The following is a 21,353-nucleotide window of genomic DNA, read 5'->3' on the forward strand; positions in this document are numbered from 1 at the left end:
TGCCTCTTGCAAGATGGAGTTATCATTGCCGTTGCCGAAGAAGAACGCTTCAATCGCAAAAAACATGGAAAAAAAGCACGCTGCGATAAATTTGATGAACTGCCATTGCATTCCATTCATTACTGTCTGAAAACGGCAGGGATTGATTTGGATTGGACTTTGGACAAAAAAGAAGATACCCAACTTTTAAAAGAAGTCGGGTATCTATGGTTTTCATTTTTAAATATATTTTTAGTTCACAAATTATTTTCCTAAATAGGCTTCTAGAACTTTCGGATTTGTCTGAATTTCTGCTGGTGTTCCGTCAGCTAAATTTTGCCCTTCCGCGAGCACCCAAACGCGATCGCATAAGGACATAATGACATCCATATTGTGTTCAATAATCAGAAAAGTCATACCGTCAATCCGGTTCCAAGCGATAATGCGATCGCATATATCATCAATTAGTCTAGGATTCACACCAGCTGCTGGTTCATCCAACAAAATTAACTTAGGATTAGTCATTAGCGCCCGTCCTATCTCTAGTAGTTTGCGTTGTCCACCAGACAAACTACCAGCATAGTCCTGTGCCTTTTTTGCCAAACCCACAGATTCCAACAGGAACATAGCCCGTTCTTGTAGTTGCTTTTCTTCCTTAGCAACAATGTGCGGTTGCAACTGCACTTGCCAAAAGTTCTCACCTGTTTGTTTTTGCGCCGCCAGCAGCATATTTTCTAACACCGACAACCGCGAGAGAGTCCGGGCTACCTGAAAGGTACGTACTACACCCTGCTGAGCGATTTGGTATGTTTGCAAGTCGTGAATCGGTTCGCCATCAAAAATCACTCGTCCTTTATCGGGGCGAATGAAGTTCGAGAGTAAATTAAATAAAGTAGTTTTACCAGCACCATTGGGGCCAATCAAGCCTGTAATGCTACCTTTAGTAACTTCAATTTTCGCGTCATTGACTGCTTTGATACCACCAAAGGTTTTACAAAGTCCAGTGGCTACCAACAGGGGAAGTTGAGATGATTGGTTATTTACCAAGGGTAAGTTCCTCCTTTTTCCCTAAGATACCTTGAGGACGCCAAATCATCAGTACCATCAAAATTAGACCAATAACCATGATCCGAAATGCACCCAGACGTGCTTCATCAAGGGGGACGATTTTCGGCAAAACTTCCCGCGTTATAGCATCGTAAGCAAAGTAAATCACCGCGCCTAAGATAGTACCGACGTTATTACCAGAACCGCCTAAAATCACCATAATCCAAGTGTCAAAGGTGAGCTGCGGTTGAAAATTATCCGGGTAAATGGCGCTGATTTGCCAAGCAAAGAAAGCACCAGCGATACCTGCGATCGCACCCCCAAGCATGAGAGATTGTAATTTATACCAAAAGACATTTTTCCCCAATGCTTTGGGAATTTCTTCATCTTCGCGGATAGCTTTGAGAACTCTACCCCAAGGCGATCGCACCAAAATTTCTAACCGCCAAAATACCAATGCTAAAACTAACAGCAGCAGTAGCATTAAACCCGCTTTTGGAGTGTAATTATATAGTGAAATTACCCCAGAAATATAAATCGCTGCTACCAAAAGCGCGAATAAAATTCCTACTACCAAGCGTGATAATAATTCTTGCTTGCTTGCTAACTTTTTAGCTGAATCAGCAACCCTAGATATTTGAGCAGTCCGAATCCATCGCCATAAGGTAAAGAAAGTTACGGTAGCCAGTAGTGTCAAAAGCGCAATCATCACAAATCTGAAAAACAAATTTGGTTCTGTTGATAACGGTATAGGATAACTTTGCACGCCAAATGCCCCAGATGTCCAGGTGTCACCTACAGGTAAATCTTGGTTATTCACAACCAAACGAATTAGTTCCCCAACACCGATAGTCACAATTGCTAGGTAATCTTCTCGCAAGCGCAAAGTAGCAAAACCAATTATCAAGCCCAAAAAAGCTGCTACAATTGCCCCCGCCACAGTCGATATTAGTAGGGGAACGCCCTTTAAGCTCAATAACACGGTTGTATATGCTCCGAGAGTCATAAAAGCAATGTGACCAAAGTTAATTAACCCTGTAAAGCCCCACTGCAAGTTAAGTCCCAGACCGAATAGAGCAAAAATTGCTGTAGAAATTGCTAAGAAAATGAGATATTCAACCATAGGTATTTAGTTATTAGTCATTAGTCATTAGTCATTTGTCATTAGTCATTTGTTTTTATTCTTTCCCCACTCTCCCACTCTGCCACTCCGGGGCGAATAAATTTTAGCTTAGCTTGAGGATAGTACTGTATCGCCGTTAAACCTTGCTGATTTTCTGGGAATACTATTTATTGTTGGTGTTGGGTTGTAAGTAATAACTGAAATATGAATTTGCTGCGACTTAGGATGCATCATTTAATCGAGCAGTTAGCCGATGAGGATTTGCAAACCATTTGGAGTGTTCTCGAAGCTTTACATTGTGACTTTTATATGCTGAAAGCTATACAACAAGTTAAGCGATCGCAGCAACCGTGGGATATCTTAACCCATGATGAAGCGATACGACTGTTAATGTTTTTCTGAAGAGGAAGCGCTTTTAGTCAGCACTATTTTTTAAGGTAACGCCTAGTGAGTCTGGAAGTGCGCTATGCCAGGTCTTTTTTGCTAGACCTAAAAAATTTAGAACCTGCTGCCTACGAGCGGGTGTATGATTTTGTATTTGTCGAGTTTGCTCAAAACTGTCAACTGCATTGCCTCAAAGAACTGCGACAGCTTGATAGTGAAGGGATTTTTCACCGCTTTACTCTAGATAATTATCTGATTGGTATAGAAATTAGAGGCGAAATTGTGAAATTTTTACGTGTCATCCCTATGCCAGATGTTTAAGGTGAAGAGTTAAGCGAACACTTAAAACTGTAAACTGTATAAGGCTAGGCAGGGATCGCTATAACCTTACATTAAACTGGTTTTTGGAAAACACTTTACTTGAGATTTCCCTATGGATGCTAGGGCACTTTGGCAACGATACCAAAATTGGTTATATTTCCACGAGGGATTGGGACTGTATCTAGATGTCAGTCGGATGCGGTTCGATGATCCTTTCGTGGAGTCGTTGCAGCCGAAGTTTGACAAGGCGTTTGCGGATATGGCGGAACTTGAGAAGGGTGCGATCGCAAATCCCGACGAGAACCGCATGGTTGGACATTATTGGCTGCGAAACCCTGATTTAGCGCCAACTCCAGAGCTTACACAAGAAATTGTCCAAACCCTAGAACAAATCGAAGCCTTTGCTGAAAAAGTCCAAACAGGTGCTATTCATCCTCCCAGAGCAAATCGCTTCACCGATATTATTTCTATTGGCATTGGTGGTTCCGCTCTTGGCCCCCAATTCGTCGCTGAAGCCCTCGCCCCTGATTTCCCGCCCCTGAAAATTCACTTTATCGACAATGCTGATCCCGCAGGTATTGATCGCGTTCTCACTCATTTGCGAAATAGCCTTTCCAGCACTTTGGTATTGGTGATTTCCAAATCTGGAGGAACGCCGGAACCCCGCATCGGCATGATTGAAGTTAAAAAAGCCTACGCGGGACAAAATTTGGACTTTTCTCACTATGCGGTAGCTATTACCAGCGTTGATAGCAACCTAGATAAGATAGCCAAAGATGAAAGTTGGCTAGCCCGATTTCCCATGTATGACTGGGTAGGAGGACGCACCTCAGAAATGTCTTCTGTGGGGTTAGTACCAGCGGCATTACAGGGAATTGATGTTCGTGCCATGCTAGATGGTGCAAAAGAAATGGATGATGCTACCCGCATCCCAGATGTGAAAAATAACCCAGCGGCCTTATTAGCCTTGTCTTGGTACTTTGCCGGCAATGGACGGGGTGAAAAAGATATGGTTGTCCTACCTTACAAGGACAGCTTATTTTTATTCAGTCGCTATTTGCAACAGCTGGTGATGGAATCCTTGGGTAAGGAAAAAGACTTAGACGGCAACGTAGTCCATCAAGGCATCGCCGTTTATGGTAACAAAGGCTCAACAGATCAACACGCTTATGTGCAGCAGTTGCGTGAGGGTGTGGCGAATTTATTTGCTACCTTCGTTGAAGTTTTAGAAGATCATAAAGGCCCATCCCCTGAAATAGATCCGGGAGTTACATCAGGCGATTATCTTTCCGGTTTTCTTCAAGGAACCCGACAAGCACTTTTTGAAAATCACCGTGATTCAATTACAGTTACCATTCCCCAAGTTAACCCCCGAACTGTAGGGGCATTAATTGCTTTGTATGAGCGTGCTGTTGGTTTGTATGCTAGCTTAGTCAACGTCAACGCCTACCATCAACCAGGGGTAGAAGCTGGCAAAAAAGCTGCCGCTGTTATTCTCGACTTGCAAACACGAGTGGTGACAGTACTGCAAAAAGAAAAAACTGCTCTTTCCATTTCCGATCTCGCCGACAAAGCTGGCGCATCTGATCAAATTGAGGCAATTTACAAGATTTTGCGTCATCTGCACGTCAATCAGCGCGGTGTAGTTTTGCAAGGTGATTTGGGACAGCCTGGTAGTTTAACAGTTTCTGCTAGCTGATAAGCATAAGTTTTACATTGCAGTTGAGTTTCAGTATTGTTGCTAATGCAACGATTTTGTATGGTTAAGCATCCTTGTTTAAAGTGCAAACTTTGGTACGGGGATGCTTAACTATTTCTATCTTTCGCCAAAGTTAATTTCTCAACCAATTCAGCCTTGAGTTTCTGAAAGTAATTAGCAGCATCTTTCAAACTGGAAGCTTTAGCATAGCGAATCAAAGGTTCTATTAGCCAAGCTTCTGTAGGAGTCATTTGAGGTTTTAGTGTGCCGAGGCGCAAATTCAAGTCTAGCCATTGCAAACTAGAAGGAATATGCTCAGCGTGTTCTCGACAGGTTTCTATAACTTGAGTGAAAATTACCTCAAAATCTTCTTGTAAATCGTAGACTTTTACCATTTGCCCAACCCGAAATACTTGATAGACTAATTCGCGCATTCGGATTTCATCAGAAGATTCCAGAATGTCTTTGACTGTTAAGACTTTAAAATTGCCTCCCGAATCAATCGCCCAAATCTGTCCTAGCAAATTACATACGAGATTTACTAATGCCTTATCAAATTCTAGGCGAGTAGCGGAACTGGAGGGAGCCTCTTCAAACCAACCTCCTCTTTCAACCAAAATCTGACAGCAGCGTTCCCTAGTGTTAGCATCTCCCCCAGCAATCTGAGTTCGTCCTTTTGACCCTGGTCGATAGATGGTTTCAGACCCACTCCCTTCGCGTAGTCCAGTTTGAATTGTTACTCCACGCAGAAATCGACAGACTATTTGGGGCATTGTAGAGGGCCAAAGGTCTGGTAAACGACCAAAAAGTGTGGCTTCTTCGATTTTTTCAATAAAAATTTGTCGGAAGCGCTGAAAATAAATGCCATTAGAACAGAAGACGAACAAGGGAAACGATGTGGCTGGCTGCAATAGCTTTTCTTGTTCTTCAATCAGCACTAATAATTCTACAAGAGTGGTGATTACGTTTAAGAGTTGGTCAGGATTGGGACAGACAAGAACCACTTCTGGTAACAAACCAGACCCATAGCAGGTGAGCAAGTCTGGTTTGAGGATTGTATCTGTGGGGATAGAGTGAATTTTTTGAGGGGTGGCGATCGCAATTTTACCACTCTGTCTCAAGGAGGAAGCACTAACAGACCCTCGTCGTTCTATAAAATACACGTGATCATCTATCTGCGTTAGCTGCTTTGTTAAATGATAGAAAAAACCGACTCCTAACGCTCCAGTTGGTAAGATTCCTATGCTGTTTGAAATTAAGGAACTCATACCTCAATTCTCTGTGAGTTCAGCAAGTACTTGACAAGCCTTGCCTAAATCGGAAACCTTGACCATCAGGCGCATATTTTCACCAGGATGGACATTACTTCCGTAAATGTATTCAATATTAATTTTGGCAGCCGCCAGAGCATGACTCAACAGAGCTAGTTGACCGGGATTATCTGTTAATTCAATGGCTAAAACATCTGCCTCAATCACGTAGAATCCCTCTTTCACCAAAAGGGTTTTACAGTTATTAGGATCGCTAGCCACCAAACGAATAACACCCTGGTCTATGCTGTCGAGCAGGGAAATTGCCTCAATATTAATTCGCTCTTTGGCAATCGTAGTGCTGACGGCAGCTAGGCGACCAGGGTAGTTTTCCAGTGCTACTGTCAGTTGACGTTGGATTTTAAAGTGCATATATAAAAGAAGGCTTTGACCTGTGGTCTTGTTTAATTATCTCACTTTGCTGTCGTATTAGTTAGGTTAATAATTGCACTTCCATTTGACCATGACATTAGAGAAGCTTAAACAATTTCGCACAGATGTGTAGACTATCATCGGGAAAGCTTTTGTGAAACAAACTGCCGACATTGCCGCAGATCAATTAATGCGCGTGCTTTCTAAAATAAATAAATGCGATTTTAGCGGGTATCTCAACTATTGATTGGATGTTAATTAATTTTGCTAGAGTTTGGCATTTTAATAGTCCACAATACAATATCTTGAATTTTGCAGTTCAGTTAAAAATTTAGTAAAATCTTTAGCTTTATATCTCTATAAAATTTTTCTTCCTACTTGATATGGTAAATAGTGAAAACTGTTTGTTTTGACATTAGTTGAGATAACTAACACCTGGAAATTACAGTAATACTTTTATGTTAAAGAAGAATATTCAGTATTTATACCGTTTTAAAAACATACTGTAAAGATGACATTAGGTAACATAAAACATAAGTTGCAGTCCTACGGACTATATCTTAAGAGGAGATTAAAAATGCAATATTACTGTGAATTTAACAATAAAATGGGTAAATACCAGGAATATACGCTAACCAAAAATCCCAGAGTTTTTATTATTAGCAAGAATAGCGGCAAGTTTTACTAAGTTAATCCACTTGAAGTAAAAATAGAATAAAAGCAAAGCAATGAATATTTCTATTCTGGTCTTTGGAAGTAATAATTTTCTCGCTAAACTTCCAGATCAGATCCGTTTTACAAGCGCTTTTAGTGTAGAAGTTATTACCAATTTGGATCAGGCAGTATCGCGTATTCAAATCACGCCGCCCGATGTAATATTTGTGCAAGCTAGCTTAGATGGCAGTATGGAACTATGTTATTGGCTGAAAAACCAGACAAAGTTATCCTGGATATACTGTATTCTTTTCGAGGATCGTCCTCAACAGCTTACAGATAGAAGTATGTATGGCTGGCACAGAGAACTAGAAATGACTGCTGCTGCACTAAAACAAGGAGCCGATGCTTATATTTGGCAGCTTCTTGAAGATCAAACAGACTCTGACTTGGCATTGATCACCAATCATCGACTAATACTAGCTCAGTTGACAGTTGGCTTGCGGAAAGCGCAAAAATACCGCGATCTGATCCGAACAAATGATTTGTTGTCAGCGATCGCTTTGGCTGATTCATTAACAGAATTGAATAATCGCCGTGCTTTGGAATGGGAGTTACCCAGGCAAATTAAAAGAGCCAGGACTCAGCGAGAGCAGATGAGTTTGATTATTTTGGATGTCGATTATTTCAAGAAAGTCAATGATACTCATGGGCATTTAATTGGCGATCGCCTCTTACAATTGCTGTGTACACGGCTGCGACACAATTTGCGTTTTCAAGACACTGCATTTCGCTATGGTGGCGAAGAATTCGTGGTTATTCTGGCTCACACTACCAGTGAAGAAGCATTAATTGTGGCACGTCGTCTCAATCGCATAGTTAGCGAGCAACCGTTTGCACTCAACAATAAACTCACTATTAATATTACAATTAGCCTGGGCACAGCATCTCTAGAAGCAGAAGATGACGATCAGGGAGAAAGTTTACTGTATCGTGCCGATCAATGCCTATTGCAGGCTAAAGCTGCTGGACGTAACCGGGCGATCGGCTGGGAATATTCATACCATGTCTCACATTTAAAAGCTGTTTCTTCTTAAGTAGTAAGACAAAATTAATTACACAAATTTCGACCTGAAACCCTTATGTAGCATAAAATCTAATGTGTAAATATTTCTGTCCGATTACTTAACAGTACTGAGTGCTCTTCACTCAGCACTACTAATTACACTCAGACAATCTGTTACCGAGGCGCGTTGTTGCATAGCCTTAACTAAGGCTTGGTAACTAGACCAATTTTCTTGGAGTAAGTTTTTTGCCTGAAGGGCATGAAACCGCTGTTTTTGCTGACAAGTAGATTCAGAAAAACCCAAAACTGTCAATACACCTGCGAGCTTGTTTTTATCATCACCTCCACCTTCAGCATTATCAAAAACTAGGGTTTCAGCAGCAATACCCGCCATCCAAATAGTGCAGTAGCGTTCTAACATTTGGGCGCTGATTTTTCCCATTTCCAGTTGAGTTGCTAATTCCGCATCATCAAAGGTAACGCCACCTTGCCCAGCCTGTCCCTGTTTCCAGGCTTCCCACGCGCTGAGTGTGTAGTTGGTAACGGGAATATCTAGCAAGTAAGCAACGATAAAATGCCCTGCTTCATGATGGATAATGCGATCGCGGTGTTCAGGAGAGAAACTAGCAATCCAATCTAAAAAGATAGTACCTCCCTTACCTTGCAAGCCGAAACTATCTAATGTGGCTATACCCAAGATAGTGAAGGTTGCAAGTGCTGGTACTGTGGGCGACAAATGAATAAATGGCCCCAATAGGCTGGAAAAAGTGATCAAAAAGACAGATATTGCAACTAAATTTAAGGCAGTCTGGCTCATTGCAAATTTTTTAAATGCAGATTAATCTTTCTTCATTATGAGGCGAAATTAGCTGCGGGGGAAGTGTGATTAGACAATTTTCCGTGGGTTATATATGTTTTTCAAATAAAATTCCACATTAATTATCAACAAATCAATCAATAATAAACCTGAACTGAATCATATTGATTTTTATCTAAAATATATAGAATAATCCAACTAATTACTCAAACACTACTGTACGATTGCCATAGACTAACACCCGATTGTGCAAGTGTAAGCGCACTGCTCTAGCTAATACAACTCGCTCCAAATCTTTGCCTTTTCTCACCAAATCGTCAACTTCATCGCGGTGGCTAACTCGCACCACATCTTGCTCAATAATGGGGCCGGCATCTAAATCAGCGGTGGCATAATGAGCCGTTGCACCAATAATTTTGACACCACGTTCAAAAGCTTGGTGATAGGGATTTGCACCTACAAAGGCTGGTAAAAATGAATGATGAATATTAATAATTTTTGGAAATTTAGCAATAAAATCTGCACTAATAATCTGCATATACTTTGCTAATACAACTAAATCAATTTTGTAACTTTGGAGTAATTTTAGTTGTTGGGCTTCCTGTTCTAGTTTATTATCTTTGGTGATATTAACATGCTGATAATCGATACCAAATTGCTCTGCAACTACCTTTAAATTAGGATGGTTGCTGATAACTAAAGGAATCTCTGCAATAAATTCTTTGGCACGTTGCCGCCAAATCAAGTCAAATAAACAGTGGTCTTGCCGACTTACCCAAATGGCAATGCGTGGTACTGTATCAGAAAAGCGTATTTCCCATTTGGCATTTAAAGGTTGAGCAATCGCATTAAATGCTGGTGCGATCAACTCTCGTGGCAAATTAAACCCGTTTAACTGCCATTCAATACGGGTGAGAAACAATCCAGCAGCAAAGTCTGTATGCTGATCTGCGTGGATAATATTACCACCATTTGCATAGATAAAATTAGCAATTTTCGCCACCAGTCCCCGTTGATCAGGGCAAGAAATTAGCAGTGTTGCGGTCGGGTTAGTCATGGAAATATTGCTTAGTTGCTCTTTGTCGGAGTCGGAAGAGGAATATTTAGTGGAGGTAGTTTCTGACTGTTATCTACAGGTTGTCTCCATTCTGATAGTTCCCGATTCACCGCATTTGCAAAATCTTTAGATACCAACAATATATCTATATTTCCATCTGGTTTAGCAGTAGGCTCAGTTTGAGCATATAAGAAACGATCGCTAAAGTCAGGTTTACCCAAAATCAACTGATGGTTTTTCTGATTCTTCAGGGTGATATTAATAGTTGCTTGGGGTTGATCTAAAGCAAACTCTCCACGTTGGTTAGCTGGAATTGATAAAGTCCGCTCACTTTTACCCTTGACTAACAAATCCATCAAATAAGAAACAATAGCATCATTTGCTGGTACAGATGTGGGCGATTTTATTACCCACTTAGGATTGCTAGATTGAGTGTTACGTTCCAGACTAAGGGTGATATTTTTAGTGTTTATTGTTAAAGACTGCACATCATCTTCTCCAAAAGAGAAAATTTGCTGTTTTTTCTCCTTGATTTCTTCTCGCTGAGTCGAACCTTTCATTTCATAGAAGTAAACAAAACCACCTAAACCCAGCGCTAGCAGTATTAAAATTAAAGTCGTTCGGGGCAATTTCATTTTTTAGTCATTGGTCATTGGTCATTGGTCATTGGTCATTGGTCATTAAGAGTAGAGACGCGATTAATCGCTTCTCTACAAGGGTCAAGGGTTATTATTTATTCTCCCACTCCCCCACATTCCTTACCGTCGTTTCCACCAGATAATAGCTGCGGCAATCAAGCCAATTAGGGGTAAAAACAATAGAGACGACAGTATTAAAAGATTGGCTTGCATAGTTGTCAGGTTTATGCGTCGGTTTTTGGCTTCTTTGGGGCGAATGGAAAGGGGTTGCTGATCTTGTTGACTCAGCCAAGTAACTGAGTTGAGAAATACATCTCCATTTAGTTGTTGTTGAAATAAGCCATCGGTAGCGAAATCAGAATTTCCTAAAACCACTAACCGTGATTCGGTGGCTATTTGAGATGAGGGAGAAGGAGGAGGAAGAGGAGAGGGGGAGAGGGGGGGGATGGGGGTAGTTTTATTTTGGGTGGTTGGTGATGGTAGGGGTGAAGGTGTTGGCTGTTGCGGAGTAAAAGTAGATTTGGCTGGTAGTTTTTTTGTTAAAGCCACGCCTAAAGTCAGAGGCCCTTTGAGGTCTTTATCGGGATTAAACTCTAATTTTTCGCTTTGCAGATCGCTTTCAGCCCAGCTGTTGGGATAAGGTTTAGTTTGCAGTAGGGGAGTCGCTTCAACACCAGCTACTGGCGTAATTTCGAGAGGTCTTGCAAGTGGATAAAAAGAAATACCATTGCCAAAATCTTTGGTAATCGGATGTTGTCCGTATTCACTGACTAGGGGAGCAGCGGGGCCAAGTCCGACTTTTTCACCGGAGACATCGACGGCTAAACGATTATCTAGACGAACGCCCCATGTTTGCAACAAGCTCTCAAGTTTGGGATCTGTATTGGGATCAATCATCAGCAGTAAGTTACCGCCGCGATTGAGATACTCTTGCAAGGCTTTGACTTCGCTCTCAAACAGCCCTCGCTTGGGCCCAGCTACCACCACCACAGCAGCATCTTCAGGAACTTTGGGATTTTCTGCTAGATTCAGCGGTGATGTTGTGTAATTTTTGTCGCCTAACCCCTGAATTGCTTGTGATATTGCACCTTTAGCGGCTGAGAGTTGGCGTTCGCCGTGACCTTGGAGTAGGTAAACTTTAGCTGTGGTTGCACTGGTGATTTGTTGCAGGCGACTAGTTAACCTAACCTCCGACAGGCGTTCATTTTCATTCACCACCTGTACTAATTGCCGTTTCTCTCCAGATTCTAGGTAAACTTCCCCATAATCTTTAACGCCAAACTTGTCTGCTAATCCAGGTCTAGCTTGGGGATCAATATACTCAAATTTAAATTTTGAACTTTGTCGCTGATAATTATTTAGCAATTCTCGGTCTTGAGGATTTTGAGTAACATCAAATACCCACACTTTAACTGGCTGTGGCAAGGTACTCACCAATTCTCGTGACTGAGGGGCAAGGGTAAATAACTGAGTCTCTGTTAAGTCTGCCCGCAAATGGTAGCGATCGCCTAAAAAGTTAATCAACCCCAAAATTGCCAAAATTGCCCAAGTTGCCACCAAGGCATTAGTCCCAGCCTGGGTAGAACGACGCTTCCACCAGTTACTCTGCTGGCTTTGCCATACTACCCACAACCCACTGATGACAATCCCTGAAGTCAGGAATGCGAATGGGATTGCTCCCCACTGTTCAGACACTAAACCAGCTGTTAAGCCAACAATAAATAGGAACGGGCCTAACCAAAATAGATATTTCCACAGGTTATTTTTGGCGATTTTTTTCATGTTATTTGTCATTTGTCCTTGGTCATTTATCCTTGGTCATTTGTCTTTACTAATGACTAATGACTAATGACTACTGACGCTGAAAACGTAGTGCATCAATTGATTGAGCCGTGAGAAAGATGCCTAAAAAAATGTAACTGGCAAATAAAATCAAGCTACTAGTATCGAAAATTCCTTGAATTAAAGTGTTGTAATGTTTTAGTAACGATAGATGACCCAAGGCTTTGCCTATGGGGCCAGGGATGAATTTGGCAATTAAATCAATGAATAATAGTAATAAAATAACTGCGAAGGTGAGAACAGCAGACAGAATTGTGCTTTCTGTTAAAGAGGAAATAAACATTCCTAAAGATAAAATTGCTGCTGCTAGTAAGATTAATCCAAAATGACCCAGCAAGAGAATTGAAGGTGACATGGGTGGATTTGATCCACTAATTGCGATCGCTTCAAAAATTAGCATAGGCGCGACCATCGCTGTAAAAAATGTTAGCACTCCTAATAATTTACCTATAGCTACTGCCCAGTTGGTGACTGGTGAAGTGGCTAACAGTTCTAAAGTGCCTCGCTTGCGTTCTTCGGCATAAAGTCCCATTGAGAGAATTGGCAGCACAAACAATAATAGCCATCCCATTCGATCCAAAAATGCCCGAATAAATTCGTAAGGGACATCTATTGGCGGTACTGGTACTCCTATTTGTTGCCCTTGTAAATCTATTGCTGCAACTGCTGGCAAGATCCCATCTGGGCCCAGCAAAATCATGATGAAAAATAACCCAGCAATAAACCAAAAGACGCCAGCGATCGCATAAGCCAAAGGTGATACAAAATAACTCTGTAACTCTCGGCGATAAATGGCAATGATATTACCCAGTACTACACCCATTTATGCTGCTTCTCCTTCATTGGCTGCGGTTGAATCTACCTCAGTTTCTAAATTCTTTTCTTCTGTGGTCAGTTGTAAGAACACATCTTCCAGAGTAGCGTTGACACGCCGCATTTCATGTAAACCAAATCCCGCACGGACTAATGTTGTGACAATATCTCGTCCTGGTTCTTTTCCCGGTTGCGATATCACTCGCAGGTAAGCACGTTGATCTCGAAGAGGGGTTTGACTATGCATTCCTGCTGTCGGAAACGATTCTACTAGACCTACACCAGCGACATTTTGCAGTACTTGTTTCGCTAAAGCAGCTTCTCCCTCTATCTCTAATTCATAGCCAGAGCCACTTGTCAACTGCATCATCAAGTTTTCGGGTGTATTAGTTGCGACAATTTTACCGCGATTAATAATGGCTATGCGGCTACAGGTCATACTTGCTTCTGGCAGAATGTGCGTAGAAAGAATAATTGTATGAGTACCTGCGAGACTTTTAATTAAATTCCGCACCTCAATAATTTGTCGGGGGTCTAGTCCGACGGTGGGTTCATCTAAAATGATCGCTGGTGGATCGTGGACGATCGCTTGAGCAATGCCGACTCTTTGGCGATATCCTTTAGAAAGTTTGCGGATAATTACCCGGCGCTTTTCTTCTAAATTGCAGCGTTCGATTGCTGCTATGACTTTACTCGCGCGATCGCCTGCTGATACTCCTTTAATTCGCGCGACAAAATGCAAAAATCCCTCCACCGTCATTTCTGGATATAACGGCGGTGTTTCTGGTAAATAACCAATTCGTTGGCGCACAGCCAGTGAATTTTCATGGACATCATAACCAGCAATCCTGGCTTTACCATTGGTTGCAGGTAAATAACCGGCCAGAATTCGCATGGTTGTGGTTTTACCAGCACCATTCGGCCCCAAAAACCCTAAAATCTCCCCTGGCTCGACGCTAAAAGTGACATCAGTAATCGCTGGGGTTGAACCGTAAATCTTACTCAGATGTTCAACTTCAATCATCGGTAATTAGGCGATCGCAAATTTATAGAATACCCAACAATCTTAGATCACCCAAGGAACTGACAGAGGAGGAGACGGAAATTATGCCTTGACTGTTCTCTCCTAAAGCTGAAAATATGCAAATTAGATGAAATTGGACTACAGAGAAAATCAATGAGAGCAATCAAAATTATTGTTGAAAAACATAGAGACGGTTACGTAGCCTATCCTTTGGGTATTAAGGGGATTGTGGTTGGTGAAGGGGACACCTATGAGGAAGCACTAGCTGATGTTAAATCAGCTATCCGCTACCATGTCGAGACATTTGGTCAAGAGGTTTTGAAGTGGATACCAATATGCAGCTTGTAGGCTCCTACTTCCAGATTGGAACTTGGAATTTCCACCTCAGAGCTGAGCATTCCAAGTTGGGAACTCGAAATTTGGAGATTGGAACTTAAAGCATCAAGTTTGGAACTCGAAACTTTGAGCTTGAAACTTGAAACTTCAAGCTCAAAGCTCGGAATTTTGAGCTTTACACTCAAACTCCGAGCTTCAAAACTTAAAATTTTAACCTTTAAGGTTGAATCACCGAGTTATTTTTGTAGCTAACGATGGTATTGGGCGGTTGAACTTTTCGAGCTTTACGGCTAAACCTGCGCCCCATATCATCAATGACTGCATCTAAACCCGCTACATTACCACTAGCTTTGGCATAGTTATAAACTGCGAGAGCTGCTGTATAAGCTTCACTCCCAGATGCAATAAAAGTATCATCTACCAGTTCTTGCAGTTGTGTCAAAGATAGCAGTACTGGATACAATGCATCAAATAATTCTACATCCCGGCGCATTTCATCTAAATCAAACGACCGGGGCAAAAAATCTTGGTTTTGGGTTGCTACTTCCAACGCTTTACTAACAAATGCTCGACTTTTGTCACCTAGTTTAGGTAAAGATCTGCGCTCCTCTGCGGTCAAATCAATCAAAAACGGTAACTTTTCTCGAATAGTAGTGATTGCTTGCATGACTTCTTCTCGATCTCTCTGGGAAAGATTCGCACTGATGCGATTATCTGACATTTTCAATACTCCTTCGGGTGCTCTCAATTCAGTATTCCCAAAGTGAAAGAGGCAATGTCTACGACGGGCTACGCCTACGCAAAAACTAAAGCTATTAATACCAAACTGAAAACTTCCAATTTTAAAACGAACTCCAAACGTTGCATGAGAGTCTATAACTGGTGTGGTGTACACTAACCGCTTACAAGAAAATCTCAGGCGGATATATTTTCTATACAGAGGGATACTACTTTAAAAAAGTTTGTTATAAGTAGTGTCATTTATGATTGTCATAATTTAAACAGTTGACTCACGATTATCAATGGTGAACTCTACCCTCGTTGCAACAATCTATGTCAACCTCGTTACGGGGAATGATGCCAATCCTGGTTCACGGTTGAGTCCGTTTAAAAGCCTCACCCGTGCCTTAAAAGCAACCCAAACGCCCGCGATCATTCAACTAGCATCGGGAATTTACAAAGCCACTACTGGCGAGGTTTTTCCACTGGTCATCCCTGGGGGGGTAACAGTAGTGGGTAACGAAGCTAACAAAGGTACAGGGATTATAATTGCTGGAAGTGGTGAGTATCAGAGTCCCAGCTTTGGTATGCAAAACATCACGCTGCTCCTACTAGGCAATGCTAGTCTCTTGGGTGTGACAGTTACAAATGCTATAGCAAAGGGTACTGGTGTCTGGATTGAATCGGCTGCGCCTACTGTAGCTAACAATACTTTGATTAACTGTGGGCGAGAAGGTGTATTCACAACCGGCAATGCTAAACCCGCAATTGTGGATAACGTGTTTGTACAAAACCTTGCTAGCGGGTTGTTCATGGCGCGCAATAGCAAGGGGGAAGTCTTACGGAACGTTTTTCAAAAAAATCCTTTGGGCATAGCAGTTAGTGATTTTGCTGCCCCTTTAATTGCAAATAATAAATTATCAGAAAATCGCACAGCGATCGCGCTTTCACGAGACGCTCGTCCTGTACTGCGTCAGAATCTGATTGCCAAAAATACCCAAGGTGGTTTGTTGGTCAATGGAAATGCAGTCCCTGACTTAGGTAGCGCCCAAGATCCCGCAAACAATATCTTTCGTGAGAGTGGCGAATTTGATTTACAAAATACCACATCACAAAAGCTGGTTTCCGTTGGCAATCAGTTGAATCCTACCCAAGTCCAAGGGCTGGTAGAATTTATCGCCACCACAGCAGATACTCCCGCTCAAGTAGGAATTAGCACTAGTTTCTCCGACCTCGATGGTCATTGGGCGGCGACTTTTGTCGAAGCATTAGTGAGTAAAGGCTTGATTAAGGGCTTTCCTAACGGAACCTTTCTCCCAAATGCGCCAATTACCCGCGCTCAGTATGCTGCTCTGGTTGCCAAGGTTTTTCAGTTGCCTGCAAGTAATAATCAGCGTAGTTTTACGGATATAAAGCCGGATTATTGGGCGGCTTCAGTCATCTTAAGTGCAGCGAATATGGGCTTTATCAGCGGCTTTCCCGATGGGTCGTTTCGACCAGAGCAAAATTTGACCAAAATTCAGGCAATAGTATCTGTTGTCAATGGGTTAAAGCTGAGTGGAGGGAATCCGAATGTGTTAAGTGTATACCGCGATCGCGCTCAAATTCCCAGTTACGCCACTAATTCTCTAGCCGTTGCCACCCAAAAGCTATTAGTGGTGAATTATCCTCAAACCGAACAACTCGAACCCCTACGGGATATCACTCGTGCGGAAGTGGCGACATTAATTTATCAAGCCTTAGTCGCCAGTGGCAAGGAAAATGCTATCACATCTGCTTATATTGTCAATCCCCAGATAGACATACCTTCTTTTACAGACATTGTGGGACACTGGGCAGAAGTATTCATTCGTGCATTAGTGAGTATGGACTTAACTCATGGTTTTGACGATGGTAGCTACCAGCCAGACAAACCCATGACTCGCGCCCAGTATGCGGCGTTAGTGGCGGTGGCCTTTAATCCTACTCCCAAACGCCCAGCACCCGATTTTACGGACGTACCGAAAAATTTTTGGGCGTATAATGCTCTGCAAATCGCGGCTAGTGGTGGCTTTGTCGGTGGATTTAGCGATCGCACCTTCCGCCCCGATCAAAATGTGCAAAGATTACAGGTAATTGTCTCCCTAGTTAACGGCTTGGGATTATCAACAGCTGATAACAATGCCTTAAAAGGCTACAGCGATCGTCAGTTCATTCCTGAATATGCACAGACAGCTGTTGCCACTGCTACACAACAAAGAATCGTCGTCAATTACCCAGACTCCAAACTGCTTGAACCTTCCCGTTCAGCAACACGCGCTGAAGTTGCAGCAATGATTTATCAAGCATTAGTTGCCATTAAGCGAACACCCGCGATCAACTCGCCCTATATAGTGTTGCATTCCAGCAGTTGACAAGTAGAATGGGAAACACTGCCTATCAACCTAGCAACTCTTGGAAAATAATCCATGTAGTTAAAAGCACGTTAGGCTATATGCGATGGGTCAAAAACTTATACCTATTGCCTGAAGCTAATAGCCCATGTTAAAAACAGTTCCAGATACTTTCGCCGATTTAGCTACCGCCTTATTAATTCACTATAGTTTTGATCTTGGTGGGTATAACGCCGTTGATTTAGTTAACCGTTGGCAAACGCAATATCCAATTTATTGGCTACACCTAGCAGTAATTGAGGCGCTGTATCAAGGTCGTTACAAAGCGGTTTCTGTACAGCAAATTTTAGTCTTTTGGCAACGGCGGGGACAAGCTACTTATCATTTCAATATGGAATTTGAACGCCTGATTTGTAGCAAATTTCCCGAAAGCCTAACCGCATCGGCTGCACCAGCCCTACCGCCTGTCAAGAAAAACACCACTGTTGAAAAAGCGAAGAATCTTCAATTACCACCTGCTAGGGTCGGTAATGGCTATCAACAAAGCAATACTGCACCCATGCAACTGATAAGTAGAGAACAGAATGCACCTTTAGGCGCAGAAGTAAAGCAGGAAAGTAAGGACAATAAAAACGTCCCGAAGTTTGCTAATTATAGGGACTTTGCTTCTTTGGCAACACGACAGTTGGCGTCTGCTGTCAGCCAAAAGCCAACCTCTGACGTGAGTCCACCACCGGCTCCATCACCAATCCCCAATAAACAAACAAAACTGCTACCACCTGCGGCTATTCATCCTCCCATAGGGCAATTTACTCCAGAAAAAAGCGATCGCTCTGAATCTTTCACATCAAAACTCAAAGCGATGTCTGGCGAACAGCGTTAGCCACTGGTTTAAGCAAGCATCTGACGCAAATGATAAATATACTATTGCTCGAATTATGAGTATTTTACTAACAGGTATTCTCGATTCGGAAATTGTGCTTTAATCGCAATATTTTAGAGATCAGAATTTACGCAAGTGTCATATTTTTAACGCCAGAGGTTGTCCAGAGTCAAAGGTCAAAAGTCCAAAAAACCTTGATTCTTGACCCTTGACCCTTGACTCTTATACCAGAAGCCTTGTGTGCCAGTTGCGTAAGTCCTAGAGATATTGCATATATGTTTCTTGTCTATTGTTGTTGTCATATTCGACTGATAATATTCGTTTTATAGGCATCTTATTTCAGGTATAGCTAGTCTACTTGGGCGGAAGTTTACCTACTTTTAACAACGGGCTTAAGCCCCAAGTCTGGTTCATTGGGATCGTAGCTGGATGTACGCCTTGCTGTAGTAGTCAGGACTTATACCAAGTTACTTTAAACGGGAAACATAATTTTTTGTATAGACGTGGTATGGCACGGCTATACAGGATTTGAATGTATCGTGATTAAGGTGAAATGGTATTACCTGCTGGCTTATTCCTGAAATTTTTTGCCAATCATTGTTCCTACTGTACTTATTTGATAACTACACAAATCCACTTGTTAAAACCTCCATCAACCTAAGTTAATGGAGGTTTTTTTTAATTGCTAACTTGATTAATTCAACGGTTCAAGAACAGCTCTTAAACCTTTACTATTTAGTGTTCTGACCATTTCCTTGGCGTTATATTCGCTGCTAAAGACACCCGCTTGCATGACTCTTCTACCTTGCCAGACTGTGGAAAACGCACCAGGAGCAAGCGATCGCACTAAATCACGCTGATTATCAGTTGCTAGTTGCACCATCACACGATAACGAACACCAAACGGTGTAGCAGGCGGCAAATCTCCACCATAAGCCAGAGTTGGAGTTGGCTGTTTTTGTAGATGGCGATCGCCTGGTGGCAAAAGTGATGAATCGCCAAGGGGAGCAGCTTCTAATGTGGCTAACGGCTGCCTTTGATCCCTTGCCCTTGGTACTTGTGCCTGTACTACATCCGATGGAGCCTGGGGTGCAGTAAACTCAATCGTGTTGGGATCAATCCGCACATAATTCATCTGCGGCACATCAGGCAGACTTGCTGGTTTAGGAATTATATTTGCCCTTGGAGCACCTTGAGTGCCTGTCGGTATCTGTCTATTTAACAAGCTGCTGGGAATCGGAAATCCGGCAACTCTAGAGGTTGGTGGCTGTTGATTCGATTTGGGCACAGAAATCGGTGCATTGGCTGGCAAAAGTGGCAATAGCTGACTGTTCAATTGTGCAGCGTCGTTATTTTGGGAAAAGCTATTGCTGGGTAATGGCAGTGTTTGCGTGTTGGGAGTTTCAGAGACTCCCGGAGCTGAGAAGGAGATTTCTCGCCCCACATTGTTGGAGACAGGTGTAGGTTGATTTTGGGCACTGGGTGCTGTTATGCCTTTAATATCTACATTGCCAGCGATCTTATTGCCAGTAAAGTTATTGCCAAAGGCAGAAATTACCTGCTTAGCAGCGCTGGCGTTAATGTCGTAGCGAGTGTTGTTGCGAAACTCATTACCTCCTGGTTCAGATGCGCTACCTAAATCTGGCATTGCTTGAGCGATCGCAACTACACCATCTTCTTTACTACCTTGAATAAAATTATTCCGCAAAATCGGGCGGGCATTTGCCTGTACTAAAATTCCCGATCTGTTGTCCTGAATTTGATTACCTACCACTATAGGAGCCGCATTTTGGGCAATGTTGATTCCAAAGCCCGTTTTTTGCAAGATATTTTCCCGTACCTCAGCACTGGAACTACCAGCAATTGTGATCCCATTTGCTCCATTAAGATAAAAGTAATTCTTGCTAATAATCGGCGCAGCTTTACCAGTAACGGAAATCCCATCTTGAGTACTGCCACTAAAGGTATTTTCCGCAATTACTGGATTGCTAGATTCAATCCACAAACCATAACCACGAGGATTGGAATTCGTCACCGTCACCCCAGTGAGCACAGCTTGGCTTGCCCCAACAATTGTAACATTTTGACCGCCAAAGCTCCGACTAAGGTATTCACCGCCTCCCTGGATGGTAATATCCTTGCCTTTATTCCCAGGATCTCCTTGAATTGAAACACCCGATTTCATTATTAAAGGAAATACCTCTCCAGTCTCAGCACTGTAAGTGCCAGTGGAGAGCATAATTACAGTATTGGCATTAGCTAAGCGCAGGGCTTGGGTAATCGTTTTCAAAGGAGTGCGTAAACCCGTAGCGGCTTGTCGAGAGACATCACCGCCGTTACCTGCATTGTCATCTCCAACACTTGGGTTGACAAACAGCACGTTAACCTGAGAAATTGTTTTCTCACCCAGTGGCCTCGAATCTGGTGCAGATGGGACTTGAGCAATGGCGCTGTCAGGGCTTGTGCCCAGGAACGCTATACTTACTACTCCCATGCTTACAGTAAAAGATAATACTGAAGGATGAAAAATTGAAAGCATTGCTGATTCCAGAAACCTCAGCTTTACTAGTAAGACATTTTCTTTACGGTACTTAGGAAATACAACAGGGGGAATCATATTTAACACAAATCCTTATAACTAACAATAAATTCTTATACTCTCAAACACTAATATGTCGATAATATTACTCACATATTGACCTATTCACGATTTTTAATACAGAGTAATAAATGAAGGGACTAGGGACTGGGGGACAAGGTGAATAAATACCCAATAAGCTAATAAGCATTTAAGTTGCATAAAACCAGCGCTGAAGCCCTTGCTACAAGCGAATCACTCTGGAAAAATGAATGACGATTAGCTTACCCAATGCCCAATGCCCCATCCCCCATCCCC

20 protein-coding genes are annotated in these 21,353 nt (G+C 42.3%); 8 read left to right on the forward strand and 12 right to left on the reverse strand.

All coding sequences use genetic code 11. The features are described from left to right. Window positions 1–6: 6 nt before the first annotated feature. Entirely contained in the window at window positions 7–255 is a 249-nt protein-coding gene (locus IQ246_RS11090) for a hypothetical protein (protein WP_244141992.1), read from the forward strand. On the opposite strand, the gene IQ246_RS11095 is transcribed toward IQ246_RS11090, so the two are convergent. Both IQ246_RS11095 and IQ246_RS11100 read right to left on the reverse strand, forming a co-directional pair. Further along, window positions 244–1,026 (reverse strand): ABC transporter ATP-binding protein, encoded by a 783-nt coding sequence (locus IQ246_RS11095; RefSeq protein WP_194002915.1) that lies wholly within the window; start codon window positions 1,024–1,026, stop codon window positions 244–246. The two genes, IQ246_RS11090 and IQ246_RS11095, sit on opposite strands and share 12 nt — an antisense overlap. Further along, a complete protein-coding gene (locus tag IQ246_RS11100) occupies window positions 1,016–2,149 on the reverse strand; it encodes a branched-chain amino acid ABC transporter permease (protein WP_194002917.1) in 1,134 nt (377 codons plus the stop codon). The genes IQ246_RS11095 and IQ246_RS11100 overlap by 11 nt, the downstream gene beginning before the upstream one ends. Before the next feature lie 204 nt (window positions 2,150–2,353). On the opposite strand from IQ246_RS11100, the gene IQ246_RS11105 reads away from it, so the two are divergent. The 3 genes from IQ246_RS11105 to IQ246_RS11115 all read left to right on the forward strand — a co-directional run bounded on the left by IQ246_RS11105 (window position 2,354) and on the right by IQ246_RS11115 (window position 4,553). Then, window positions 2,354–2,551, forward strand: coding sequence for a hypothetical protein (locus IQ246_RS11105; RefSeq protein ID WP_162396960.1), 198 nt, complete (start codon window positions 2,354–2,356; stop codon window positions 2,549–2,551). Window positions 2,552–2,596: 45 nt separating this feature from the next. Then, complete coding sequence (locus tag IQ246_RS11110) at window positions 2,597–2,854, forward strand: cytotoxic translational repressor of toxin-antitoxin stability system (RefSeq protein ID WP_194002919.1); 258 nt, start codon at window positions 2,597–2,599, stop codon at window positions 2,852–2,854. Window positions 2,855–2,966: 112 nt separating this feature from the next. Continuing rightward, window positions 2,967–4,553, forward strand: a complete 1,587-nt coding sequence (locus IQ246_RS11115; protein ID WP_194002921.1) for a glucose-6-phosphate isomerase — start codon at window positions 2,967–2,969, stop codon at window positions 4,551–4,553. A gap of 107 nt (window positions 4,554–4,660) precedes the next feature. Here the strand turns inward: IQ246_RS11115 and IQ246_RS11120 are convergent, their stop codons facing one another. Together IQ246_RS11120 and IQ246_RS11125 are read right to left on the reverse strand one after the other, a co-directional pair. Next, the gene (locus IQ246_RS11120) at window positions 4,661–5,821 is read right to left on the reverse strand and encodes a hypothetical protein (RefSeq protein ID WP_194002923.1); all 1,161 of its coding nucleotides are present in this window, start codon (window positions 5,819–5,821) and stop codon (window positions 4,661–4,663) included. 3 nt (window positions 5,822–5,824) lie between these two features. Further along, the gene (locus IQ246_RS11125; protein WP_194002925.1) at window positions 5,825–6,235 is read right to left on the reverse strand and encodes an amino acid-binding protein; all 411 of its coding nucleotides are present in this window, start codon (window positions 6,233–6,235) and stop codon (window positions 5,825–5,827) included. Between the two features lie 728 nt (window positions 6,236–6,963). Between IQ246_RS11125 and IQ246_RS11130 the strand changes: the two genes are divergently transcribed. Next, a complete protein-coding gene (locus IQ246_RS11130) occupies window positions 6,964–7,986 on the forward strand; it encodes a diguanylate cyclase (RefSeq protein ID WP_194002927.1) in 1,023 nt (340 codons plus the stop codon). Window positions 7,987–8,094: 108 nt separating this feature from the next. Here the strand turns inward: IQ246_RS11130 and IQ246_RS11135 are convergent, their stop codons facing one another. The 6 genes from IQ246_RS11135 to IQ246_RS11160 all read right to left on the reverse strand — a co-directional run bounded on the left by IQ246_RS11135 (window position 8,095) and on the right by IQ246_RS11160 (window position 14,146). Beyond that, window positions 8,095–8,772, reverse strand: a complete 678-nt coding sequence (locus IQ246_RS11135; protein ID WP_194002929.1) for an ATP-dependent Zn protease — start codon at window positions 8,770–8,772, stop codon at window positions 8,095–8,097. 202 nt (window positions 8,773–8,974) lie between these two features. Continuing rightward, window positions 8,975–9,829 (reverse strand): formyltetrahydrofolate deformylase, encoded by an 855-nt coding sequence (gene purU / locus IQ246_RS11140; protein WP_194002931.1) that lies wholly within the window; start codon window positions 9,827–9,829, stop codon window positions 8,975–8,977. Between the two features lie 11 nt (window positions 9,830–9,840). Next, window positions 9,841–10,464 (reverse strand): DUF4340 domain-containing protein, encoded by a 624-nt coding sequence (locus tag IQ246_RS11145; protein ID WP_194002933.1) that lies wholly within the window; start codon window positions 10,462–10,464, stop codon window positions 9,841–9,843. Window positions 10,465–10,587: 123 nt separating this feature from the next. Beyond that, window positions 10,588–12,249, reverse strand: coding sequence for a Gldg family protein (locus IQ246_RS11150; protein WP_194002952.1), 1,662 nt, complete (start codon window positions 12,247–12,249; stop codon window positions 10,588–10,590). Window positions 12,250–12,319: 70 nt separating this feature from the next. Further along, window positions 12,320–13,132, reverse strand: a complete 813-nt coding sequence (locus tag IQ246_RS11155; protein ID WP_194002935.1) for an ABC transporter permease — start codon at window positions 13,130–13,132, stop codon at window positions 12,320–12,322. Then, the gene (locus tag IQ246_RS11160) at window positions 13,133–14,146 is read right to left on the reverse strand and encodes an ABC transporter ATP-binding protein (protein WP_194002937.1); all 1,014 of its coding nucleotides are present in this window, start codon (window positions 14,144–14,146) and stop codon (window positions 13,133–13,135) included. 153 nt (window positions 14,147–14,299) lie between these two features. On the opposite strand from IQ246_RS11160, the gene IQ246_RS11165 reads away from it, so the two are divergent. Beyond that, window positions 14,300–14,494 (forward strand): type II toxin-antitoxin system HicB family antitoxin, encoded by a 195-nt coding sequence (locus IQ246_RS11165; protein ID WP_194002939.1) that lies wholly within the window; start codon window positions 14,300–14,302, stop codon window positions 14,492–14,494. Window positions 14,495–14,699: 205 nt separating this feature from the next. Here IQ246_RS11165 and IQ246_RS11170 read toward each other — a convergent pair whose 3' ends face one another. After that, on the reverse strand, window positions 14,700–15,203 hold the full coding sequence (locus tag IQ246_RS11170) for a hypothetical protein (RefSeq protein ID WP_194002941.1): 504 nt from the start codon (window positions 15,201–15,203) through the stop codon (window positions 14,700–14,702). Window positions 15,204–15,504: 301 nt separating this feature from the next. Here IQ246_RS11170 and IQ246_RS11175 point away from each other — a divergent pair, with 301 nt between their 5' ends. Together IQ246_RS11175 and IQ246_RS11180 are read left to right on the forward strand one after the other, a co-directional pair. Then, entirely contained in the window at window positions 15,505–17,595 is a 2,091-nt protein-coding gene (locus IQ246_RS11175; RefSeq protein ID WP_194002943.1) for an S-layer homology domain-containing protein, read from the forward strand. A 127-nt stretch (window positions 17,596–17,722) separates the two neighbouring features. Next, window positions 17,723–18,457 carry a hypothetical protein gene (locus tag IQ246_RS11180; protein WP_194002945.1) on the forward strand — a complete coding sequence of 245 codons (735 nt, stop codon included), beginning with the start codon at window positions 17,723–17,725 and terminating at the stop codon, window positions 18,455–18,457. 694 nt (window positions 18,458–19,151) lie between these two features. On the opposite strand, the gene IQ246_RS11185 is transcribed toward IQ246_RS11180, so the two are convergent. After that, entirely contained in the window at window positions 19,152–21,074 is a 1,923-nt protein-coding gene (locus IQ246_RS11185; RefSeq protein ID WP_194002947.1) for a DUF1565 domain-containing protein, read from the reverse strand. Between the last annotated feature and the right edge of the window lie 279 nt (window positions 21,075–21,353).

It is taken from the genome of aff. Roholtiella sp. LEGE 12411 (assembly GCF_015206995.1).
GTDB lineage: Bacteria > Cyanobacteriota > Cyanobacteriia > Cyanobacteriales > Nostocaceae > Komarekiella.

Excerpts from the sequence above, each read along its gene's own strand:
- IQ246_RS11100 (WP_194002917.1), bottom strand. The coding sequence starts at position 2,149 with ATGGTTGAATATCTCATTTTCTTAGCAATTTCTACAGCAATTTTTGCT.
- IQ246_RS11105 (WP_162396960.1), top strand. The coding sequence starts at position 2,354 with ATGAATTTGCTGCGACTTAGGATGCATCATTTAATCGAGCAGTTAGCC.
- IQ246_RS11115 (WP_194002921.1), top strand. The coding sequence starts at position 2,967 with ATGGATGCTAGGGCACTTTGGCAACGATACCAAAATTGGTTATATTTC.
- IQ246_RS11120 (WP_194002923.1), bottom strand. The coding sequence starts at position 5,821 with ATGAGTTCCTTAATTTCAAACAGCATAGGAATCTTACCAACTGGAGCG.
- IQ246_RS11125 (WP_194002925.1), bottom strand. The coding sequence starts at position 6,235 with ATGCACTTTAAAATCCAACGTCAACTGACAGTAGCACTGGAAAACTAC.
- IQ246_RS11130 (WP_194002927.1), top strand. The coding sequence starts at position 6,964 with ATGAATATTTCTATTCTGGTCTTTGGAAGTAATAATTTTCTCGCTAAA.
- IQ246_RS11135 (WP_194002929.1), bottom strand. The coding sequence starts at position 8,772 with ATGAGCCAGACTGCCTTAAATTTAGTTGCAATATCTGTCTTTTTGATC.
- purU (WP_194002931.1), bottom strand. The coding sequence starts at position 9,829 with ATGACTAACCCGACCGCAACACTGCTAATTTCTTGCCCTGATCAACGG.
- IQ246_RS11145 (WP_194002933.1), bottom strand. The coding sequence starts at position 10,464 with ATGAAATTGCCCCGAACGACTTTAATTTTAATACTGCTAGCGCTGGGT.
- IQ246_RS11150 (WP_194002952.1), bottom strand. The coding sequence starts at position 12,249 with ATGAAAAAAATCGCCAAAAATAACCTGTGGAAATATCTATTTTGGTTA.
- IQ246_RS11155 (WP_194002935.1), bottom strand. The coding sequence starts at position 13,132 with ATGGGTGTAGTACTGGGTAATATCATTGCCATTTATCGCCGAGAGTTA.
- IQ246_RS11160 (WP_194002937.1), bottom strand. The coding sequence starts at position 14,146 with ATGATTGAAGTTGAACATCTGAGTAAGATTTACGGTTCAACCCCAGCG.
- IQ246_RS11165 (WP_194002939.1), top strand. The coding sequence starts at position 14,300 with ATGAGAGCAATCAAAATTATTGTTGAAAAACATAGAGACGGTTACGTA.
- IQ246_RS11170 (WP_194002941.1), bottom strand. The coding sequence starts at position 15,203 with ATGTCAGATAATCGCATCAGTGCGAATCTTTCCCAGAGAGATCGAGAA.
- IQ246_RS11175 (WP_194002943.1), top strand. The coding sequence starts at position 15,505 with ATGGTGAACTCTACCCTCGTTGCAACAATCTATGTCAACCTCGTTACG.
- IQ246_RS11180 (WP_194002945.1), top strand. The coding sequence starts at position 17,723 with ATGTTAAAAACAGTTCCAGATACTTTCGCCGATTTAGCTACCGCCTTA.
- IQ246_RS11185 (WP_194002947.1), bottom strand. The coding sequence starts at position 21,074 with ATGATTCCCCCTGTTGTATTTCCTAAGTACCGTAAAGAAAATGTCTTA.